The following is a 15,140-nucleotide window of genomic DNA, read 5'->3' as shown; positions in this document are numbered from 1 at the left end:
TTGTGGATGTGTTAAACCGCGACGCCAGCCGCTTCAAACCTCGAAGTCTAGCTGGCGGCGTGGTGAGTTGATGCTCTTATAGAGTGCTGAACAGCGGAAAAATCCCCATCAGCAACGCTGCGAACATTATGCACAGGCAAACCAGAACTGCCCACTTGAGGGTGAAGCGCTGGTGATCGCCGAACTCGATCCCGGCTAACGCCACCAGCAGGTAGGTCGATGGCACCAGCGGACTGAGCAGGTGAACGGGTTGGCCGACGATCGACGCACGGGCCATTTCCACGGCCGTGATGCCGTAGTGACTGGCGGCTTCGGCGAGAACCGGTAACACGCCGTAATAAAATGCGTCGTTGGACATGAAGAACGTGAACGGCATGCTCACCAGCGCGGTGATCACCGCCAGGTACGGCCCGAGGAAATCCGGGATGACCGCCAACAGGCTCTTGGACATGGCGTCGACCATGCCGGTGCCGGTCAGGATGCCGGTGAAGATACCGGCAGCGAAGATCAGCCCGACCACCGCCAACACGCTGCCGGCATGGGCCGCGACGCGGTCTTTCTGCTGCTGCAGGCACGGGTAGTTGACGATCATCGCGACACTGAACGCCACCATGAACAGCACCGGCAATGGCAACAGGCCAGCGATCAGGGCACACATCAGGCCCAGGGTCAGGGCACCGTTGAACCAGATCAGCTTCGGACGGCGGGCATCCGGGAACTGCGAGACGCTGATTTCGCTGTGGTCGATTTCATCGCCCACCAGGTGCAATTCACCCAGACGTGCCCGCTCACGTTTACCGTACATGTAGGCAATTGCCAGGATCGCCACCACGCCGGCCAACATCGCCGGGATCATCGGTACGAAGATGTCAGAAGGATCGACATGCAGTGCGCTGGCGGCTCGTGCTGTCGGGCCACCCCAGGGGGTCATGTTCATCACGCCGCCGGCGAGGATGATCAGGCCGGCCATGATCCGCGGGCTCATGCCGATGCGGCTGTACAGCGGCAGCATGGCGGCAACACAGATCATGTAGGTGGTGGCACCGTCACCGTCCAGGGAAACCACCAGGGCTAGCACGGCGGTACCCACCGACACCTTGAGCGGGTCACCCTTGACCAGCTTGAGGATCTTGCGCACGGCCGGGTCGAACAGGCCGGAGTCGATCATCAAGGCGAAATAGAGGATGGCGAACATCAGCATCACCCCGGTCGGGGCCAGCTTGGTGATGCCTTCGAGCATCATCGGGCCGATTTTCGGCGCGAAACCACCGAACAGGGCAAACAGGATCGGCACGATGATCAGGGCGATCAGCGCGGACAGGCGCTTGGTCATGATCAGGTACATGAACGTGATGACCATGGCAAAGCCAAGGAAAGTCAGCATGGGAATACTCCAGGCGTAGCGCGTCTAGGGAATGGCGGACCGGATCGGGTCAGCGCAGAACGGGAAGCACGAGGCGTACGAAGGGAGTCGGGGCGTACAGGCGGGTATGAGCAGACATCAGAATCACCATTGTTGTTGTTAATTGGGCCGGGCGAACCGTTGAAAAGTCGCGTTGGCCAACCGGTCTATTGCCGGCAGTGACGGCGATCCTAGTCGGCAAACCTTTCAACCAGCTTTCGCTTGGAGAAATGTCTGACGAGGTGTTCAGGTAAATCTTACGGGCCTAAAGTAGGACGAAGTCGATGGTCGAGGGAGAGCGGGAATGAACCCAGTGCATGAGGGTGGCTGCCATTGTGGCCGGCTGCGCTATGAAATCAGCGGGCCCTTGCGCGACATCGCCCATTGTCATTGCTCGATCTGCCGGCGGGTCAGCGGTGGCTTGGTGACCACCTGGATCACCCTGCCCCATTCAAGTTTCCGATGGCTGGCGGGGACCCCGGCGCGCTACGACTCTTCGCCCAGTTGTGCGCGTTATTTCTGCGCGAGTTGCGGGGCGCAACTGGCGCTGATCACCCACCTGAGCCCGGAGAGCATCGACGTGACCATCGCCACCCTCGATCACCCGGAACTGGCGCCCGCAGACCGGCATATCTGGACGGATAGCCGGCTGCCCTGGCTGCATCTGGACGAGCATCTGCCCGAGGAGCGGCAAGAAACCCTGTAATCGAGTGAGTCAGGGCAATTGCAATCCCCCGGCGGCCTTGTGCAGCGCACGCAGGTGTTCGCCCAATTGCTTGACGTTGGCTTCGTTGGCCGCGATCTCTGCTGCGCGTTCCGGTTCCAGCAGGGCCCGAGCCTCTTTGTCCAGTTCTCCGGTCAAGGCCAACAGGGTCTTCTGTCGACTGCTGCTTTCCGCCTCCAGGCGTTGCCACTCATTGGCCTGGGGCAAGCCATAGCCGCCGCGATCGAGCAATTCCGCCGGACGGCTGAGGAAGCCGCTGTTGAGCAGGATCTGCTGCAAGGTCTGGTTGGCGCGGTCCATGCCGCCGTTTTCCAGCTCACGGGCGTTCAGGTAGCGCTCTTTCACTTCGTTCTGGGCCAACAACAACTGTTGGCGAAAACTCGCCTGTTCCAGCAGCAGCAAGGCGGCGCTGGTGCGCAGGTCGGCCTGGTCAAACCACTTGCGCCGTTCGGCGGCGCTGCTGCTCAGCCAGTCCTCGACCTTGTCCTGTTTGATCGGCAGGTGCTTTTTCAATACTTCGAACATCGCCTGATAGCGGTCGCGGAACGAGTCGAAGCGATAGCCCAGGCGCAATGCCTCTTTCGGGTCATCGAGCACGCTGGTGTCCGCCAGTCCTCGGCCCTTGAGCACTTCGAGCAAACCGTTGGGCATGATGCTGTCGAGCCCGACCAACTGCGCATTGTTGCTGCCGCTGCGTAGCAGTTTGAGGTTCTCGACGGCGCAGTTGTTGGACAGAAAGAAGTAATTACCGTCGTAGCTCCAGTGCATTTCCGCCGCGTGCTCGACCGTTTCGTTGATTTCACTGCGTGACAGGTTCAGCGGCACCGATGCCAGGCTGCGCAGTTCGGTCTTGGTGTATTCGTCGATGACCTGGGACAGCGGCAGGATAAACAGGCGCGACGGGTACTTGCCCACCAGTCCGCCCCAGCTCGACAGCTGTACGTCACCGACGAAGGCGCGATAGGACAGTACCAGCGAGTATTCGAGGTCGAGTCGGCAATCCGGTCCGCGTGGGCGGCCGGGCGCACAGATCACCAGGCGCAGCATGCTGTGGCCCCAACGGCTGACCAGGTTCTGGTTGGCTTCGGCCAGCAGGTAATCGATGGCGTAGACCCGCTCCGGATCGACCTTGCCCAGGGGTTGTTTGGCAAAGTCATTGCCGGCGTTCAAGAAGGCGAACGAAGTGGCGCAGGTATTTTTTGCCGCCGGCGCCCAGCCAAAGTGCTCTTGGTAGTAGCGGTACAACGCCGGACGGCGGCAGGCGTAGCTCGGGTCGAGGAGGAAGTACTCCATGTTGACCGCGACAAACTCCTTGGGACTGCTGGTCTCGTAGAGGTCCGGGCTGCGGGCGATCTGCCGGTTGTGCTGTTCGCGTTCGCCACGGCGGCCGACGTACTGCTGCCAGCCGGCCAGGTCGAGCAGGCGCGGGTCATCGCTCAGGGTGAAACGACGGTCGTTCTGGCCGCGGCATTGATCGGGTAGGCCAACCAGGCCGGCGCTGTTGTTGCGTCGGGTGCAGCGCTGGATCAGCAGCTTCTCGGAATCGGACCACAGGCGCGCGCGGTCATAAATATGGGTGAGTTCGTGCAGGACGGTGGCGAGCAGTTCCTTGCGCACCGTGCCGTGGGGGCGATAGGTCTTTTTACTTGCGGCGCTGCCGTCGGTCAGGCTGGCCAGTAATTTGCGATTGAGGTCGAGCTCGGACACCAGGGATGCCTGACCGTAGGCATTGGCCGGCATCTTGTCGGTCCAGCCGACATCGATGCGCCGGTCCAGCTGCTCGATGAAGCGCGGCGGCAATGCCTGCAGCGCTTCATCCAGCAAGGCCTGGCTGGCCTGTTGTTCAGCGGGGCTCAGGCCCTCGCGCTTGAGCTGCAGTTGCAGGCCGGCGTGCGCCGTGGTGCCGAACAGCAGGACGAAGGTGGCCAGCAGCCAGGCGACGACCGGCCTCACAGTGCGAGGATGGCTTCGGCGAGTACCTGGTCACTGGCGTCGCGGGCTTCCGGCACACGAGTGCGCAAGGTTTCAAAGGCCGCTTCCAGGTGCGCACCACGGATATCGCCGTTGCTGGCGACAAAACTGGCGGCATCGTCCTGGGCGTCGCGCACGACTTTCGAATCACGGATGGACGTGGTGGTGTCCGAGGTGAAATCGAGGGTGCGCTGGGAGGCACGGATAATGATGTTACTGGTGGCTACCAGGGTGTGGGCCTGGGCCACGTCGGCCAACAACAGCAGGCCTAGGGTGGCAGCAATCAGCGGGCTACGCATGGAACGACTCCGGAATAACAGGGAATAACTATTGGACGAGAATTGCTTGCGCCAGTTCAAGGTCAGTTGCATGAAGTTTCGCTGGGGCATGCCGCAGGTAAACCAGCGCAGACTCCAGGCGCGCGCCGCGTAATCGGCCATTACTGGCGACAAACGCGGCGGCATCATCGTGCGCGGCGAGCAGCAGTTTATGGTCGAAGGGCGCGGCGGTCACCATGCTTGTGGCATAGGCGGTGACGACCAGGTTCTGCGTGGTCAGGTCCATGGCATGAGCCGGGTTGAACCAGCAGGCGAGCAGTGTGGCGGGGACGTAAAGTGCTTTTAAACGAAAATGCATGGGACTCGATAGTTGGAAGCGAGCCCCAAGGCTAGCGCAATGCCCGGGCCAGAGCCAGGCATTGCAAGGCGCGGAAATCAGATGGTCAGGATCGCCTGAGCCAGCTGCGCGTCAGTCGCGCTCAGCTGTGGAACCTGCTTGCGGATGTGCTCCAGGGCACTTTCCAGGCGCACACCACGGATCGCGCCTTCGCTGGCCACGAAGCTGGCTGCATCGTCACGGGCTGCACGGACGATTTTGTCGTCACGGAACGAGGACGTGACATCGGAAGTGGCGTCGGACGTGGCTTTCAGTGCGCCGACCACCGCGTCAGTGGTGACGATGAAGCTGGTAGCGTGGGCATTGGCAGCCACGGCCAGCAGGGCTGCAGCGCTGAGCAGACGAAGACGGGACATGGGGTAACTCCTGTTTATGAAAAAAATGCGACGCTGGGTACGCCGGGCGATCACCGCAACATGCGTAGCGCCTGAACATTCAGACGTCAGCTGTGCGGCGATCGCCACGTTATAGAGGGGATAGTAGGCCCTTGATGCAACTTTAGAACAGTCCAAAGGTGTTTAGTTGCGCCCTCTACTGCCAAAACGAGCGCTCCAGCTCAGCCATGCGTTCGCTGTGGCTGATGCCTATATCGGACAATTGTTGATCATCGAGTTGTGCCAACAACCGTCGTGTTCGCGCCCTCTCCAGGCTCCTGCTCCAGGCAGCGAACAGTGGGCTGATCAAGTGCCATGCGGCGAGCCATGGGCGGCGTGGCAGGGGCGTATCCAGTGAACGGTCCATGATCCGGTCCTCGCTATCAGGCTGGAAGAGCAGCCTTGGGAGATCATGGTGAGGGATTGGCGCTTCAGGTATCAGTGACACCGGCATTGAATTGTACTGGTTCAGTTTGCTATTTCAACGAACTGTACCTGTGTCGAGTAACCGCTTCTGTATCTGTGTTTTTCCTGACCCTGAAACGACAAAACCCGTCGCGATTTCCCGCGACGGGTTTTGTGTGTGCAATTCAAAGTGCTGGCGGTGGACCCTTGGGTCAGAGCCAGCGACGCTAACTTAGCGCCAGAACGGCTTGCTCAGCTCTTCGAAGCGTTGTGCTTCGCTAATCCCTGCGTCAGCCAGCAGACGCGAATCCAGGCGAGCCAGTTGATGGCGGCTGGAGATGCGGCGCTGCCACAGCATCAGGTTGGCGAGAACGCGAAGAGGCATGGAAGCCTGGGTTTTTGCAGCTTTGTCTTCGAAGAACAGCTCGGAACTGAGTGTACGTTCCATGGTTGACATCCTTCCGCTTGTGGCGGGATTAGGTAGTGGTTTAACTGGTGCCCATGATCCTCTCGTTTGGCCAGTCTCTGTAGATACAGTTCACCTGTATTGTGAGAGACCAGTTAACTGTTAAAGGGTGCTGTGCTGGTCGAAATTGAGGCAACTGTACCTATCCGCACTAACTTAGTGCGTTTTAGGCCATTTGTCGTCGGAAGGTAGGGAAATACGGTAGGAAAAGACCGGTACAGCAGTACAGTTTTTGTCAGGATTGAGCGAAGGGATGGCGGGCTGACGAAAAACTGTTTGCGTCAGCCGCCATCTGTATCAATCACACCGCCAGCATGCGCCCGGTTTCTTCCAGGTTCATGTGCCAACTCAGGGCATCACGCAGGATGTGTGGGGTGTGTCCGCCCAAGGCGCAGGCCTTTTCGAAGTAGTCGTTGAGTGCCTGGCGATAGTCCGGGTGCACACAGTTATCGATCACTGCTCGGGCACGCTCGCGTGGCGCCAGGCCACGCAGGTCGGCCAGGCCGATTTCGGTGACGAGGATGTCGACGTCATGCTCGGTGTGGTCGACGTGGCTGACCATCGGCACCACGCTGGATATCGCGCCGCCCTTGGCAATCGACTTGGTAACGAAGATTGCCAGGTGCGCGTTGCGGGCAAAGTCGCCCGAGCCGCCAATACCGTTCATCATTCGTGTGCCGCACACGTGCGTCGAGTTGACGTTGCCGTACAGGTCGAACTCCAGCGCGGTGTTGATGCCGATGATGCCCAGGCGACGCACCACTTCCGGGTGGTTGGAGATTTCCTGCGGGCGCAGCACCAGCTTGTCCTTGTAGCGCTCCAGGTTGCCGAATACGTCGGCGTTGCGGCGCTCCGACAAGGTGATCGAGCTGCCGGAAGCAAAGCTCAGTTTGCCGGCGTCGATCAGGTCGAAGGTCGAATCCTGCAGGACCTCGGAGTACATGGTCAGGTCGTGGAACGGCGAGTCGATCAAGCCGCACATCACTGAGTTGGCGATGCTGCCAATGCCGGCCTGCAGTGGGCCGAGTTTGTCGGTCATGCGCCCGGCGTCCACTTCCTGCTTGAAGAAGTCGATCAGGTGATCGGCAATGGCCTGGGTCTCGCTGTCCGGCGGCAGCACCGTGGATGGCGAGTCCGACTGGTTAGTGACGACGATCGCGACGATCTTGTCCGCCGGGATCGGGATCGCGGTGCTGCCAATGCGGTCGTCGACCTGGGTCAGCGGGATCGGCGTGCGGGTCGGCCGGTAGGTCGGGATATAGATGTCGTGCAGGCCTTCCAGGTTCGGGTTGTGCGCCAGGTTGATCTCGACGATCACCTGCTTGGCGAAAATCGCGAAGCTGGCGGAGTTGCCGACCGACGTGGTGGGCACGATGTGGCCTTGCTCGGTGATGGCTACCGCCTCGATCACCGCAATGTCCGGCAGCTTGAGCTGCTTGTTGCGCAGCTGTTCCACGGTTTCCGACAGGTGCTGGTCGATGAACATCACCTCGCCGGCATTGATTGCCTTGCGCAGGGTGCTGTCGACCTGGAACGGCATACGGCGAGCCAGCACGCCCGCTTCGGTCAGCTGTTTGTCGAGGTCGTTGCCCAGGCTGGCGCCGGTCATCAGGCTGATCTTCAGCGGCGTGACCTTGGCGCGCTCTGCCAGCGCATGGGGCACGGCCTTGGCCTCGCCGGCGCGGGTAAAGCCGCTCATGCCGACGGTCATGCCGTCCTCAATCAGAGCGGCGGCATCGGCGGCGCTCATCACCTTATCCAACAACGAAGGCAAGCGAATACGGTCACGGTACATGGTTGTTATCTCGGGCAACGGAAGCAAGATGCGCAGTCTAGAGATTTCGCAAAAATTCGTCCCGCTACCATGGTCGAATGCCGACCGCCGATTTAGAGCCTTTGGTCGGGTTTCATGGAGGAATAAAAAACCCCAGCCTATTGCAGGCCGGGGTTTTGGGTATTGCGCTGGAGCAATGTTTATTCGACAGCCTTGACCATGTCTTCGATGACTTTCTTCGCGTCGCCGAACACCATCATGGTTTTGTCGAGGTAGAACAATTCGTTGTCCAGACCGGCATAGCCACTGGCCATCGAGCGCTTGTTGACGATGATGGTCTTGGCCTTGAAGGCCTCGAGAATCGGCATGCCGGCGATCGGCGACTTCGGATCGTTCTTCGCCGCCGGGTTGACCACGTCGTTGGCGCCCAGTACCAGCACCACGTCGGCCTGGCCGAACTCGGAGTTGATGTCTTCCATCTCGAACACCTGGTCGTACGGCACTTCGGCCTCGGCCAGCAATACGTTCATGTGGCCAGGCATACGGCCGGCAACCGGGTGGATCGCATATTTCACGGTCACGCCGCGATGGGTCAGCTTCTCGGTCAGCTCTTTCAGTGCGTGCTGTGCCCGTGCTACCGCCAGGCCGTAGCCCGGAACGATGATCACGGTGTCGGCGTTGGTCAGCAGGAAGGTCGCGTCGTCAGCCGAACCGGATTTCACCGGACGAGCTTCTTGCGAACCGGCCGGGCCGCCAGCGTCGGCACTGTTGCCGAAGCCGCCGAGCAGGACGTTGAAGAACGAACGGTTCATCGCCTTGCACATGATGTACGAGAGGATCGCACCGGACGAACCGACCAGCGAACCGGCAATGATCAGCATCGAGTTGTTCAGCGAGAAACCGATACCGGCCGCCGCCCAGCCCGAGTAGCTGTTGAGCATCGACACCACCACCGGCATGTCGGCACCGCCAATCGGGATGATGATCAGCACGCCGAGCACGAAGGCCAATGCCAGCATCAGGGCGAAGGCGCCAAGGTTGCCGGTCAGCATGAACATGATGCCCAGGCCCAGCGTTGCCAGGCCCAGAATCAGGTTGACCTTGTGCTGGCCGCTGAACTGTACCGGTGCGCCCTGGAACAGGCGGAACTTGTACTTGCCCGACAGCTTGCCGAACGCGATCACCGAACCGGAGAAGGTAATTGCACCGATAGCGGCGCCGAGGAACAGTTCCAGGCGATTACCGGCCGGAATCGCGTCGCCGAGCTGCTTGACGATACCCAGGGACTGCGGCTCGACCACGGCGGCGATCGCAATGAACACCGCGGCCAGGCCGATCATGCTGTGCATGAAGGCGACCAGTTCCGGCATTTTGGTCATTTCAACGCGCTTGGCCATGATCGAACCGGCGCTGCCGCCGATCAGCAGGCCGACAATCACGTAGCCGATACCGGCGGTGGCAAGTTCCGCACCCAGTTTATAGATGAGGCCCACAGTGGTGAGGATCGCCAGCGCCATGCCGAGCATGCCGAACAGGTTCCCGCGTCGCGAGGTGGTGGGGTGCGACAGGCCTTTGAGGGCCTGGATGAAGCAGATCGACGCGATCAAGTAGAGCGTCGTTACGAGGTTCATGCTCATTACTTCGGCGCCTCTTCTTTTACGGCTTTCGGGGCTTTTTTCTTGAACATCTCAAGCATGCGTCGGGTGACCAGGAAGCCACCGAAGACGTTCACCGCCGCCAGTGCGACAGCCAGGGTGCCCATGGTTTTGCCCAGCGGGGTCACGGTCAGGGCGGCGGCCAACATGGCGCCGACAATCACAATCGCCGAAATGGCGTTGGTGACGGCCATCAACGGTGTGTGCAAGGCGGGTGTAACGTTCCAGACCACGTGATAACCGACATAAATCGCCAGCACGAAGATGATCAGGTTGTAGATACCGGGGGAGATAAGCTCTTCCATCGTCTGAATCCCTGCTTAGGCGTTTTTGCGGATGACTTGACCGTCGCGGCACATCAGGCACGCAGCGACGATGTCGTCTTCGAGGTTGATCTCGAACTGGCCTTCCTTGGTGAACACCAGTTTCAGGAAGTCCAGCAGGTTGCGCGCATACAGCGCCGAAGCGTCTGCACCGACCTGGGCAGCCAGGTTGGTCGGGCCGGCGATAGTGACGCCGTGGGCCACGATCACCTGATCGGCGACGGTCAGCGGGCAGTTGCCGCCTTGCGCAGCGGCCAGGTCGATGACCACCGAGCCAGGCTTCATTTGCGCAACGGTTTCCGCGCTCAGCAACACCGGTGCCTTGCGGCCGGGAATCAGTGCGGTGGTGATGACGATGTCGGCCTGCTTGGCGCGCTCGTGCACGGCCTGGGCCTGGCGCTGCATCCAACTGGCGGGCATTGGGCGTGCGTAACCGCCGACGCCGACCGCGCACTCACGCTCTTCATCGGTTTCATAGGGCACATCGACGAACTTGGCACCCAGGGATTCGATCTGTTCCTTCACCGCCGGACGCACGTCGGAGGCTTCGATCACCGCACCCAGGCGCTTGGCCGTGGCGATGGCCTGCAGACCCGCGACGCCGGCGCCGAGAATCAGCACGCGAGCCGCTTTTACGGTGCCCGCAGCGGTCATCAGCATCGGCATGAAGCGCGGATAGTGGTGAGCGGCCAGCAGTACCGCTTTATAGCCGGCAATGTTGGCTTGCGAGGAAAGCACATCAAGGCTTTGCGCACGGGAGGTGCGCGGCGCGGCTTCCAGGGAAAAGGCGGTGATACCGGCCTCGGCCAGCTTGGCAATGGTTTCATTGCTGAACGGGTTGAGCATGCCAACCAGCACGGCGCCGCTTTTGATCAGGCTCAGTTCGCTATCGCTGGGGGCGACAACCTTGAGGATCAGCTCTGCACCAAATGCATCGTTGGCGCTGCCAATCACTGCACCTGCCGCTTCATAAGCACTGTCGACAACGCTGGCATTGACGCCGGCGCCGCTTTGCACAGTGACTTTATGACCCTGGCCGATCAGCTTCTTGATGGTTTCCGGGGTTGCAGCAACCCGCGTTTCACCGGTCTGGGTCTCGAGAGGAACACCAATGTGCACGTCAAATCTCCTGCTTGATCTTATTGCTTTCGATCTTTCTTAGAAGGCCAGCGCACTGCGGAGGGTGCGACTGGGGCGGCCGATCAGCACGACCCCGCTGTATTCAAGGCGGGGCGCGGCATTTTGCAGGCGAACTAAGTGGCCTTCAAGGGATTATGACGGGTGACGGAAAATTAACTACAAGTCACCCCGTGACCGAATGTCGCAACCCACCCTTAAATTTCCGTCTAGCCCGTGGCTTCTGCGGAGTGTGGCGAAAAAACACGAATTGACGCATCGGCTATATGAATGATGCGCCATTGCTTCGCTTGGGCGTCTGAAAGCCGCGTGGTTAGCAGTCTGTGGGACGATTGTGCCGTTTCGAGTACAGTCTGTTGAAATGCGACATAAAGTTATATCTGTAGGGCTTGAATTTTATTGACTACGGGGTCAAGTTGCTGCAAAAGGCCCATTCTATCTATGTTGTAGCTGTGTGCCTGGTGGATCAACCAGTCCCGAAAGGCGCGTAAAGAGGCGGATTCAACCTTTCGGTCAGGAATCATCAGGTAATACGCCTTGATGCTCGACAGTGCCTGCGGGTTGGCAATCACCAGTCTTTGCTCGGCCAACTCGCGTTGAATCAGGAACGGCGGGATCAGTGCGATCCCCATGTCGTGCATGGCCGCCTGGGCGAGCATGGAGAATAGCTCGTAACGCGGGCCTGTCATGTCGCGGGGGACATTCAGCTGCTGGGCGTTGAACCATTGGCGCCAGGCGTAGGGGCGCGTGGTCTGTTGCAGCAGTGGCAGCTCGGCAATCCGCTCGGCGCTCAACTGTGGCTGGTTGCCCAGCAATGCCGGACTGCAGACCGGCATCGGATTCTCCCCCATCAGACGGTGGGATTCGGTGCCCGGCCAATCGGCATCACCGAAGTAGATCGCGGCGTCGAAGTCGGTGTCGGCGAACAGGAACGGGCGCGTGCGGTTGGTCAGGTTGACCGTCACTTCCGGGTGTTGCTGCTGGAAATCCTTGAGCCGGGGCAGCAGCCATTGGGTGCCAAAGGTCGGGACTACCGCCAGCTCAATGGCATTGGCGCCCTGCTGGCCCATGACTGACAAGGTATCCCGCTCGACTGCGTCGAGTTGGGTGGCGACGCGTCGGCTGTAGGAAAGACCGGCTTCGGTGAGTTTCACACCGCGTCGCGAGCGTCGGAACAGTTCGACGCTGAGGAACTCTTCAAGTCCGGCAATTTGTCGGCAGATGGCGCCTTGGGTGAGAGAAAGCTCCTGGGCGGCTTTGGTGAAGCTCTCGTGGCGTGCCGCCGCTTCGAAGCTGATCAGCGCGGCAGTGCTGGGAATTTTGCGGCGCATGTACGGCAACCTCACTAATTATCCGTAGGACCGGGGTTTGATGATGTTACGGAGTGAGAAATTAGCACAACAGCATGCAAAATCCTCGTTTGCTCAATCCCTGCACGGCGCCTAGGATCATTCCACGATATTTGACCACCTTCGCGAGGACAGGCTCATGGCCGGTAAAGCTAGCTTCAACTGGATCGATCCCCTGCTGCTGGATCAACAGCTCACTGAAGAAGAGCGCATGGTGCGCGACAGCGCTGCGCAGTTTGCCCAGGACAAGCTGGCACCGCGGATCCTTGAGGCGTTCCGTCATGAAAAGACCGACCCGGCGATTTTCCGTGAAATGGGTGAAATCGGCCTGCTGGGCGCGACCATCCCGGAACAATACGGCGGCAGCGGCCTGAACTATGTGTGCTACGGCCTGATCGCCCGTGAGGTTGAGCGTGTCGATTCTGGCTACCGGTCGATGATGAGCGTGCAATCCTCGCTGGTGATGGTGCCGATCAATGAATTCGGCACTGAAGCCCAGAAGCAGAAATACCTGCCGAAACTGGCATCCGGTGAGTGGATCGGTTGCTTCGGTCTGACCGAGCCGAACCATGGTTCCGACCCAGGTTCGATGATCACTCGTGCACGTAAGGTGGAAGGCGGCTACAGCCTGACGGGCAGCAAGATGTGGATTACCAACAGCCCGATCGCCGATGTGTTCGTGGTCTGGGGTAAAGACGATGCCGGCGATATCCGCGGCTTCGTGCTGGAGAAAGGCTGGAAAGGTCTGAGCGCTCCGGCGATTCACGGCAAGGTTGGCCTGCGTGCGTCGATCACCGGCGAGATCGTAATGGACAACGTGTTTGTTCCTGAAGAAAACATCTTCCCGGACGTCCGCGGCCTGAAAGGTCCATTCACCTGCCTGAATTCGGCGCGCTATGGCATTTCCTGGGGCGCACTGGGGGCCGCAGAGTTTTGCTGGCACACGGCTCGTCAATACACCCTGGATCGCCAGCAGTTCGGTCGCCCATTGGCGGCAACCCAGTTGATCCAGAAGAAGCTGGCAGACATGCAGACCGAGATCACCTTGGCGCTGCAGGGCTGCCTGCGTCTGGGTCGAATGAAAGATGAAGGCACCGCTGCGGTCGAAATCACCTCGATGATGAAGCGCAACTCCTGCGGCAAGTCCCTGGACATCGTACGCATGGCCCGCGACATGCTTGGCGGCAACGGTATCTCCGACGAGTTCGGTGTGGCCCGTCACCTGGTCAACCTGGAGGTGGTCAACACCTACGAAGGCACCCATGACGTTCACGCGCTGATCCTGGGTCGTGCGCAAACCGGTCTCCAGGCGTTCTATTAATAGGAGAGCGGACCATGGGTGCGTTATCGCATTTGCGGGTACTGGATTTATCGCGGGTACTGGCCGGGCCATGGGCCGGCCAGATCCTGGCGGACCTGGGGGCTGAGGTCATCAAGGTCGAGCGTCCGGGCAACGGTGATGACACGCGCGCCTGGGGTCCGCCCTTCCTTAAGGACGCTTACGGTGAAAACACCAGCGAGGCGGCGTACTACCTTTCGGCCAATCGCAATAAACAATCGGTGACCATCGACTTCACCCGAGCCGAAGGTCAGAAACTGGTGCGCGAGTTGGCGGCCAAGTCGGACATTCTGATCGAGAACTTCAAGGTCGGTGGCCTGGCGGCTTATGGGTTGGATTACGAGTCGCTGAAGGCGATCAATCCTGACTTGATCTACTGCTCGATCACCGGCTTCGGTCAGACCGGGCCCTACGCCAAGCGTGCGGGCTACGACTTCATGATCCAGGGCTTGGGCGGCTTGATGAGTCTGACTGGTCGCCCCGAGGGGGATGAAGGTGCCGGGCCGGTGAAGGTCGGCGTGGCGCTGACGGATATCCTGACCGGGCTGTATTCGACGGTGGCGATCCTGGCGGCGCTGGCGCATCGGGATCACGACGGTGGTGGTCAGCACATCGACATGGCATTGCTGGATGTGCAAGTTGCTTGCCTGGCCAACCAGGCCATGAACTACCTGACCACAGGCGTGGCTCCCAAACGCCTGGGCAACGCTCATCCTAATATAGTGCCGTACCAGGATTTCCCGACCGCGGATGGCGACTTCATCCTCACCGTGGGTAATGACGGGCAGTTTCGCAAGTTTGCCCAGGTGGCCGGCCAGCCGCAGTGGGCGGACGATCCGCGGTTCGCGACCAATACCCAGCGTGTGGCGAATCGTGCGGTGCTGATTCCGTTGATTCGTCAGGCGACGGTGTTCAAGACCACGGCGCAGTGGGTGTCCGAGTTGGAGCAAGCGGGCGTGCCTTGTGGGCCGATCAATGATCTTTCACAGGTGTTTGCCGATCCCCAGGTGCAGGCGCGTGGGTTGGCGATCGAGCTGCCCCATGCGTTGGCTGGAATGGTGCCGCAGGTAGCCAGCCCTATTCGACTGTCGCAGACGCCGGTGGAGTACCGTCATGCGCCTCCTCTTCTGGGAGAGCACACGCTGGAGATCTTGCAGCGGGTGTTGGGAATGAATGCGGACACCGTGGCGGCCTATAAAGAGTCCGGGGTGCTTTAAGTAGCCTTTCCATATAGAAGCGGTGCCCTTCCTTGCTTGGACAGAAGGAGGGGCATCGTTTTTTGGGCTCCGCGCAACTCATTGATCGAAAAGCAAAATTAGTGGTTGACGCGAGTTTTTATCTGTCTATAATTCGCCCCACTTCCGGCGCAGTCGAAACGGAAAACTCCTTGGTAAACAACGAGTTACGCAGTTTTCGGCGGTCAGTGTTTCAGGTCATCGAAGCACGAAGGAAGTTGAAAAAGAGGTGTTGACAGCAGCGTGTAACGCTGTAGAATTCGCCTCCCGCTGACGAGAGATCGAAAGCGCAAGTGGTTGAAGTTGTTAAG

At 60.1% G+C, this 15,140-nt stretch carries 15 protein-coding genes; 3 read left to right on the top strand and 12 right to left on the bottom strand.

Annotated features, from left to right (window positions below; genetic code table 11):
• Positions 1-76: 76 nt before the first annotated feature.
• Complete coding sequence (locus ACZYR5_RS04220) at positions 77-1,384, bottom strand: CitMHS family transporter (protein WP_489089036.1); 1,308 nt, start codon at positions 1,382-1,384, stop codon at positions 77-79.
• 322 nt (positions 1,385-1,706) lie between these two features.
• Here ACZYR5_RS04220 and ACZYR5_RS04215 point away from each other — a divergent pair, with 322 nt between their 5' ends.
• Positions 1,707-2,108 (top strand): GFA family protein, encoded by a 402-nt coding sequence (locus ACZYR5_RS04215; protein WP_489089037.1) that lies wholly within the window; start codon positions 1,707-1,709, stop codon positions 2,106-2,108.
• 9 nt (positions 2,109-2,117) lie between these two features.
• Here the strand turns inward: ACZYR5_RS04215 and ACZYR5_RS04210 are convergent, their stop codons facing one another.
• The 11 genes from ACZYR5_RS04210 to ACZYR5_RS04160 form a co-directional block, all read right to left on the bottom strand.
• Complete coding sequence (locus tag ACZYR5_RS04210) at positions 2,118-4,079, bottom strand: DUF7844 domain-containing protein (RefSeq protein WP_489089038.1); 1,962 nt, start codon at positions 4,077-4,079, stop codon at positions 2,118-2,120.
• Positions 4,076-4,396, bottom strand: coding sequence for a DUF2388 domain-containing protein (locus tag ACZYR5_RS04205; protein ID WP_027616577.1), 321 nt, complete (start codon positions 4,394-4,396; stop codon positions 4,076-4,078). Before ACZYR5_RS04205 ends, ACZYR5_RS04210 begins: the two co-directional genes overlap by 4 nt.
• 28 nt (positions 4,397-4,424) lie before the next feature.
• On the bottom strand, positions 4,425-4,733 hold the full coding sequence (locus ACZYR5_RS04200; protein ID WP_489089039.1) for a DUF2388 domain-containing protein: 309 nt from the start codon (positions 4,731-4,733) through the stop codon (positions 4,425-4,427).
• Between the two features lie 77 nt (positions 4,734-4,810).
• Complete coding sequence (locus ACZYR5_RS04195) at positions 4,811-5,128, bottom strand: DUF2388 domain-containing protein (RefSeq protein WP_489089040.1); 318 nt, start codon at positions 5,126-5,128, stop codon at positions 4,811-4,813.
• Between the two features lie 175 nt (positions 5,129-5,303).
• Positions 5,304-5,513, bottom strand: a complete 210-nt coding sequence (locus ACZYR5_RS04190) for a DUF1127 domain-containing protein (RefSeq protein ID WP_489089041.1) — start codon at positions 5,511-5,513, stop codon at positions 5,304-5,306.
• A 270-nt stretch (positions 5,514-5,783) separates the two neighbouring features.
• Positions 5,784-5,999 carry a DUF1127 domain-containing protein gene (locus ACZYR5_RS04185; protein ID WP_489089042.1) on the bottom strand — a complete coding sequence of 72 codons (216 nt, stop codon included), beginning with the start codon at positions 5,997-5,999 and terminating at the stop codon, positions 5,784-5,786.
• Positions 6,000-6,318: 319 nt separating this feature from the next.
• Entirely contained in the window at positions 6,319-7,812 is a 1,494-nt protein-coding gene (gene scpC / locus ACZYR5_RS04180; RefSeq protein WP_027616572.1) for a succinyl-CoA:acetate CoA-transferase ScpC, read from the bottom strand.
• A 179-nt stretch (positions 7,813-7,991) separates the two neighbouring features.
• Positions 7,992-9,428: an NAD(P)(+) transhydrogenase (Re/Si-specific) subunit beta gene (locus ACZYR5_RS04175; RefSeq protein WP_489089043.1), complete on the bottom strand. Its 1,437-nt coding sequence runs from the start codon at positions 9,426-9,428 to the stop codon at positions 7,992-7,994.
• Positions 9,428-9,751, bottom strand: coding sequence for an NAD(P) transhydrogenase subunit alpha part 2 (locus tag ACZYR5_RS04170; protein WP_003187010.1), 324 nt, complete (start codon positions 9,749-9,751; stop codon positions 9,428-9,430). Before ACZYR5_RS04170 ends, ACZYR5_RS04175 begins: the two co-directional genes overlap by 1 nt.
• A gap of 15 nt (positions 9,752-9,766) precedes the next feature.
• A complete protein-coding gene (locus tag ACZYR5_RS04165; protein ID WP_489089044.1) occupies positions 9,767-10,888 on the bottom strand; it encodes a Re/Si-specific NAD(P)(+) transhydrogenase subunit alpha in 1,122 nt (373 codons plus the stop codon).
• 392 nt (positions 10,889-11,280) lie between these two features.
• The gene (locus tag ACZYR5_RS04160; RefSeq protein WP_489089045.1) at positions 11,281-12,237 is read right to left on the bottom strand and encodes a LysR family transcriptional regulator; all 957 of its coding nucleotides are present in this window, start codon (positions 12,235-12,237) and stop codon (positions 11,281-11,283) included.
• 157 nt (positions 12,238-12,394) lie between these two features.
• On the opposite strand from ACZYR5_RS04160, the gene ACZYR5_RS04155 reads away from it, so the two are divergent.
• Positions 12,395-13,576 carry an acyl-CoA dehydrogenase gene (locus tag ACZYR5_RS04155; RefSeq protein WP_105753487.1) on the top strand — a complete coding sequence of 394 codons (1,182 nt, stop codon included), beginning with the start codon at positions 12,395-12,397 and terminating at the stop codon, positions 13,574-13,576.
• 14 nt (positions 13,577-13,590) lie between these two features.
• Positions 13,591-14,811 carry a CaiB/BaiF CoA transferase family protein gene (locus tag ACZYR5_RS04150; RefSeq protein WP_489089046.1) on the top strand — a complete coding sequence of 407 codons (1,221 nt, stop codon included), beginning with the start codon at positions 13,591-13,593 and terminating at the stop codon, positions 14,809-14,811.
• The last annotated feature ends 329 nt before the right edge of the window (positions 14,812-15,140 follow it).

Source organism: Pseudomonas sp. F007 (genome assembly GCF_057814275.1).
Note: the sequence above shows the minus strand (reverse complement) of the source record. Positions and strands in the feature narration are given on the sequence as shown.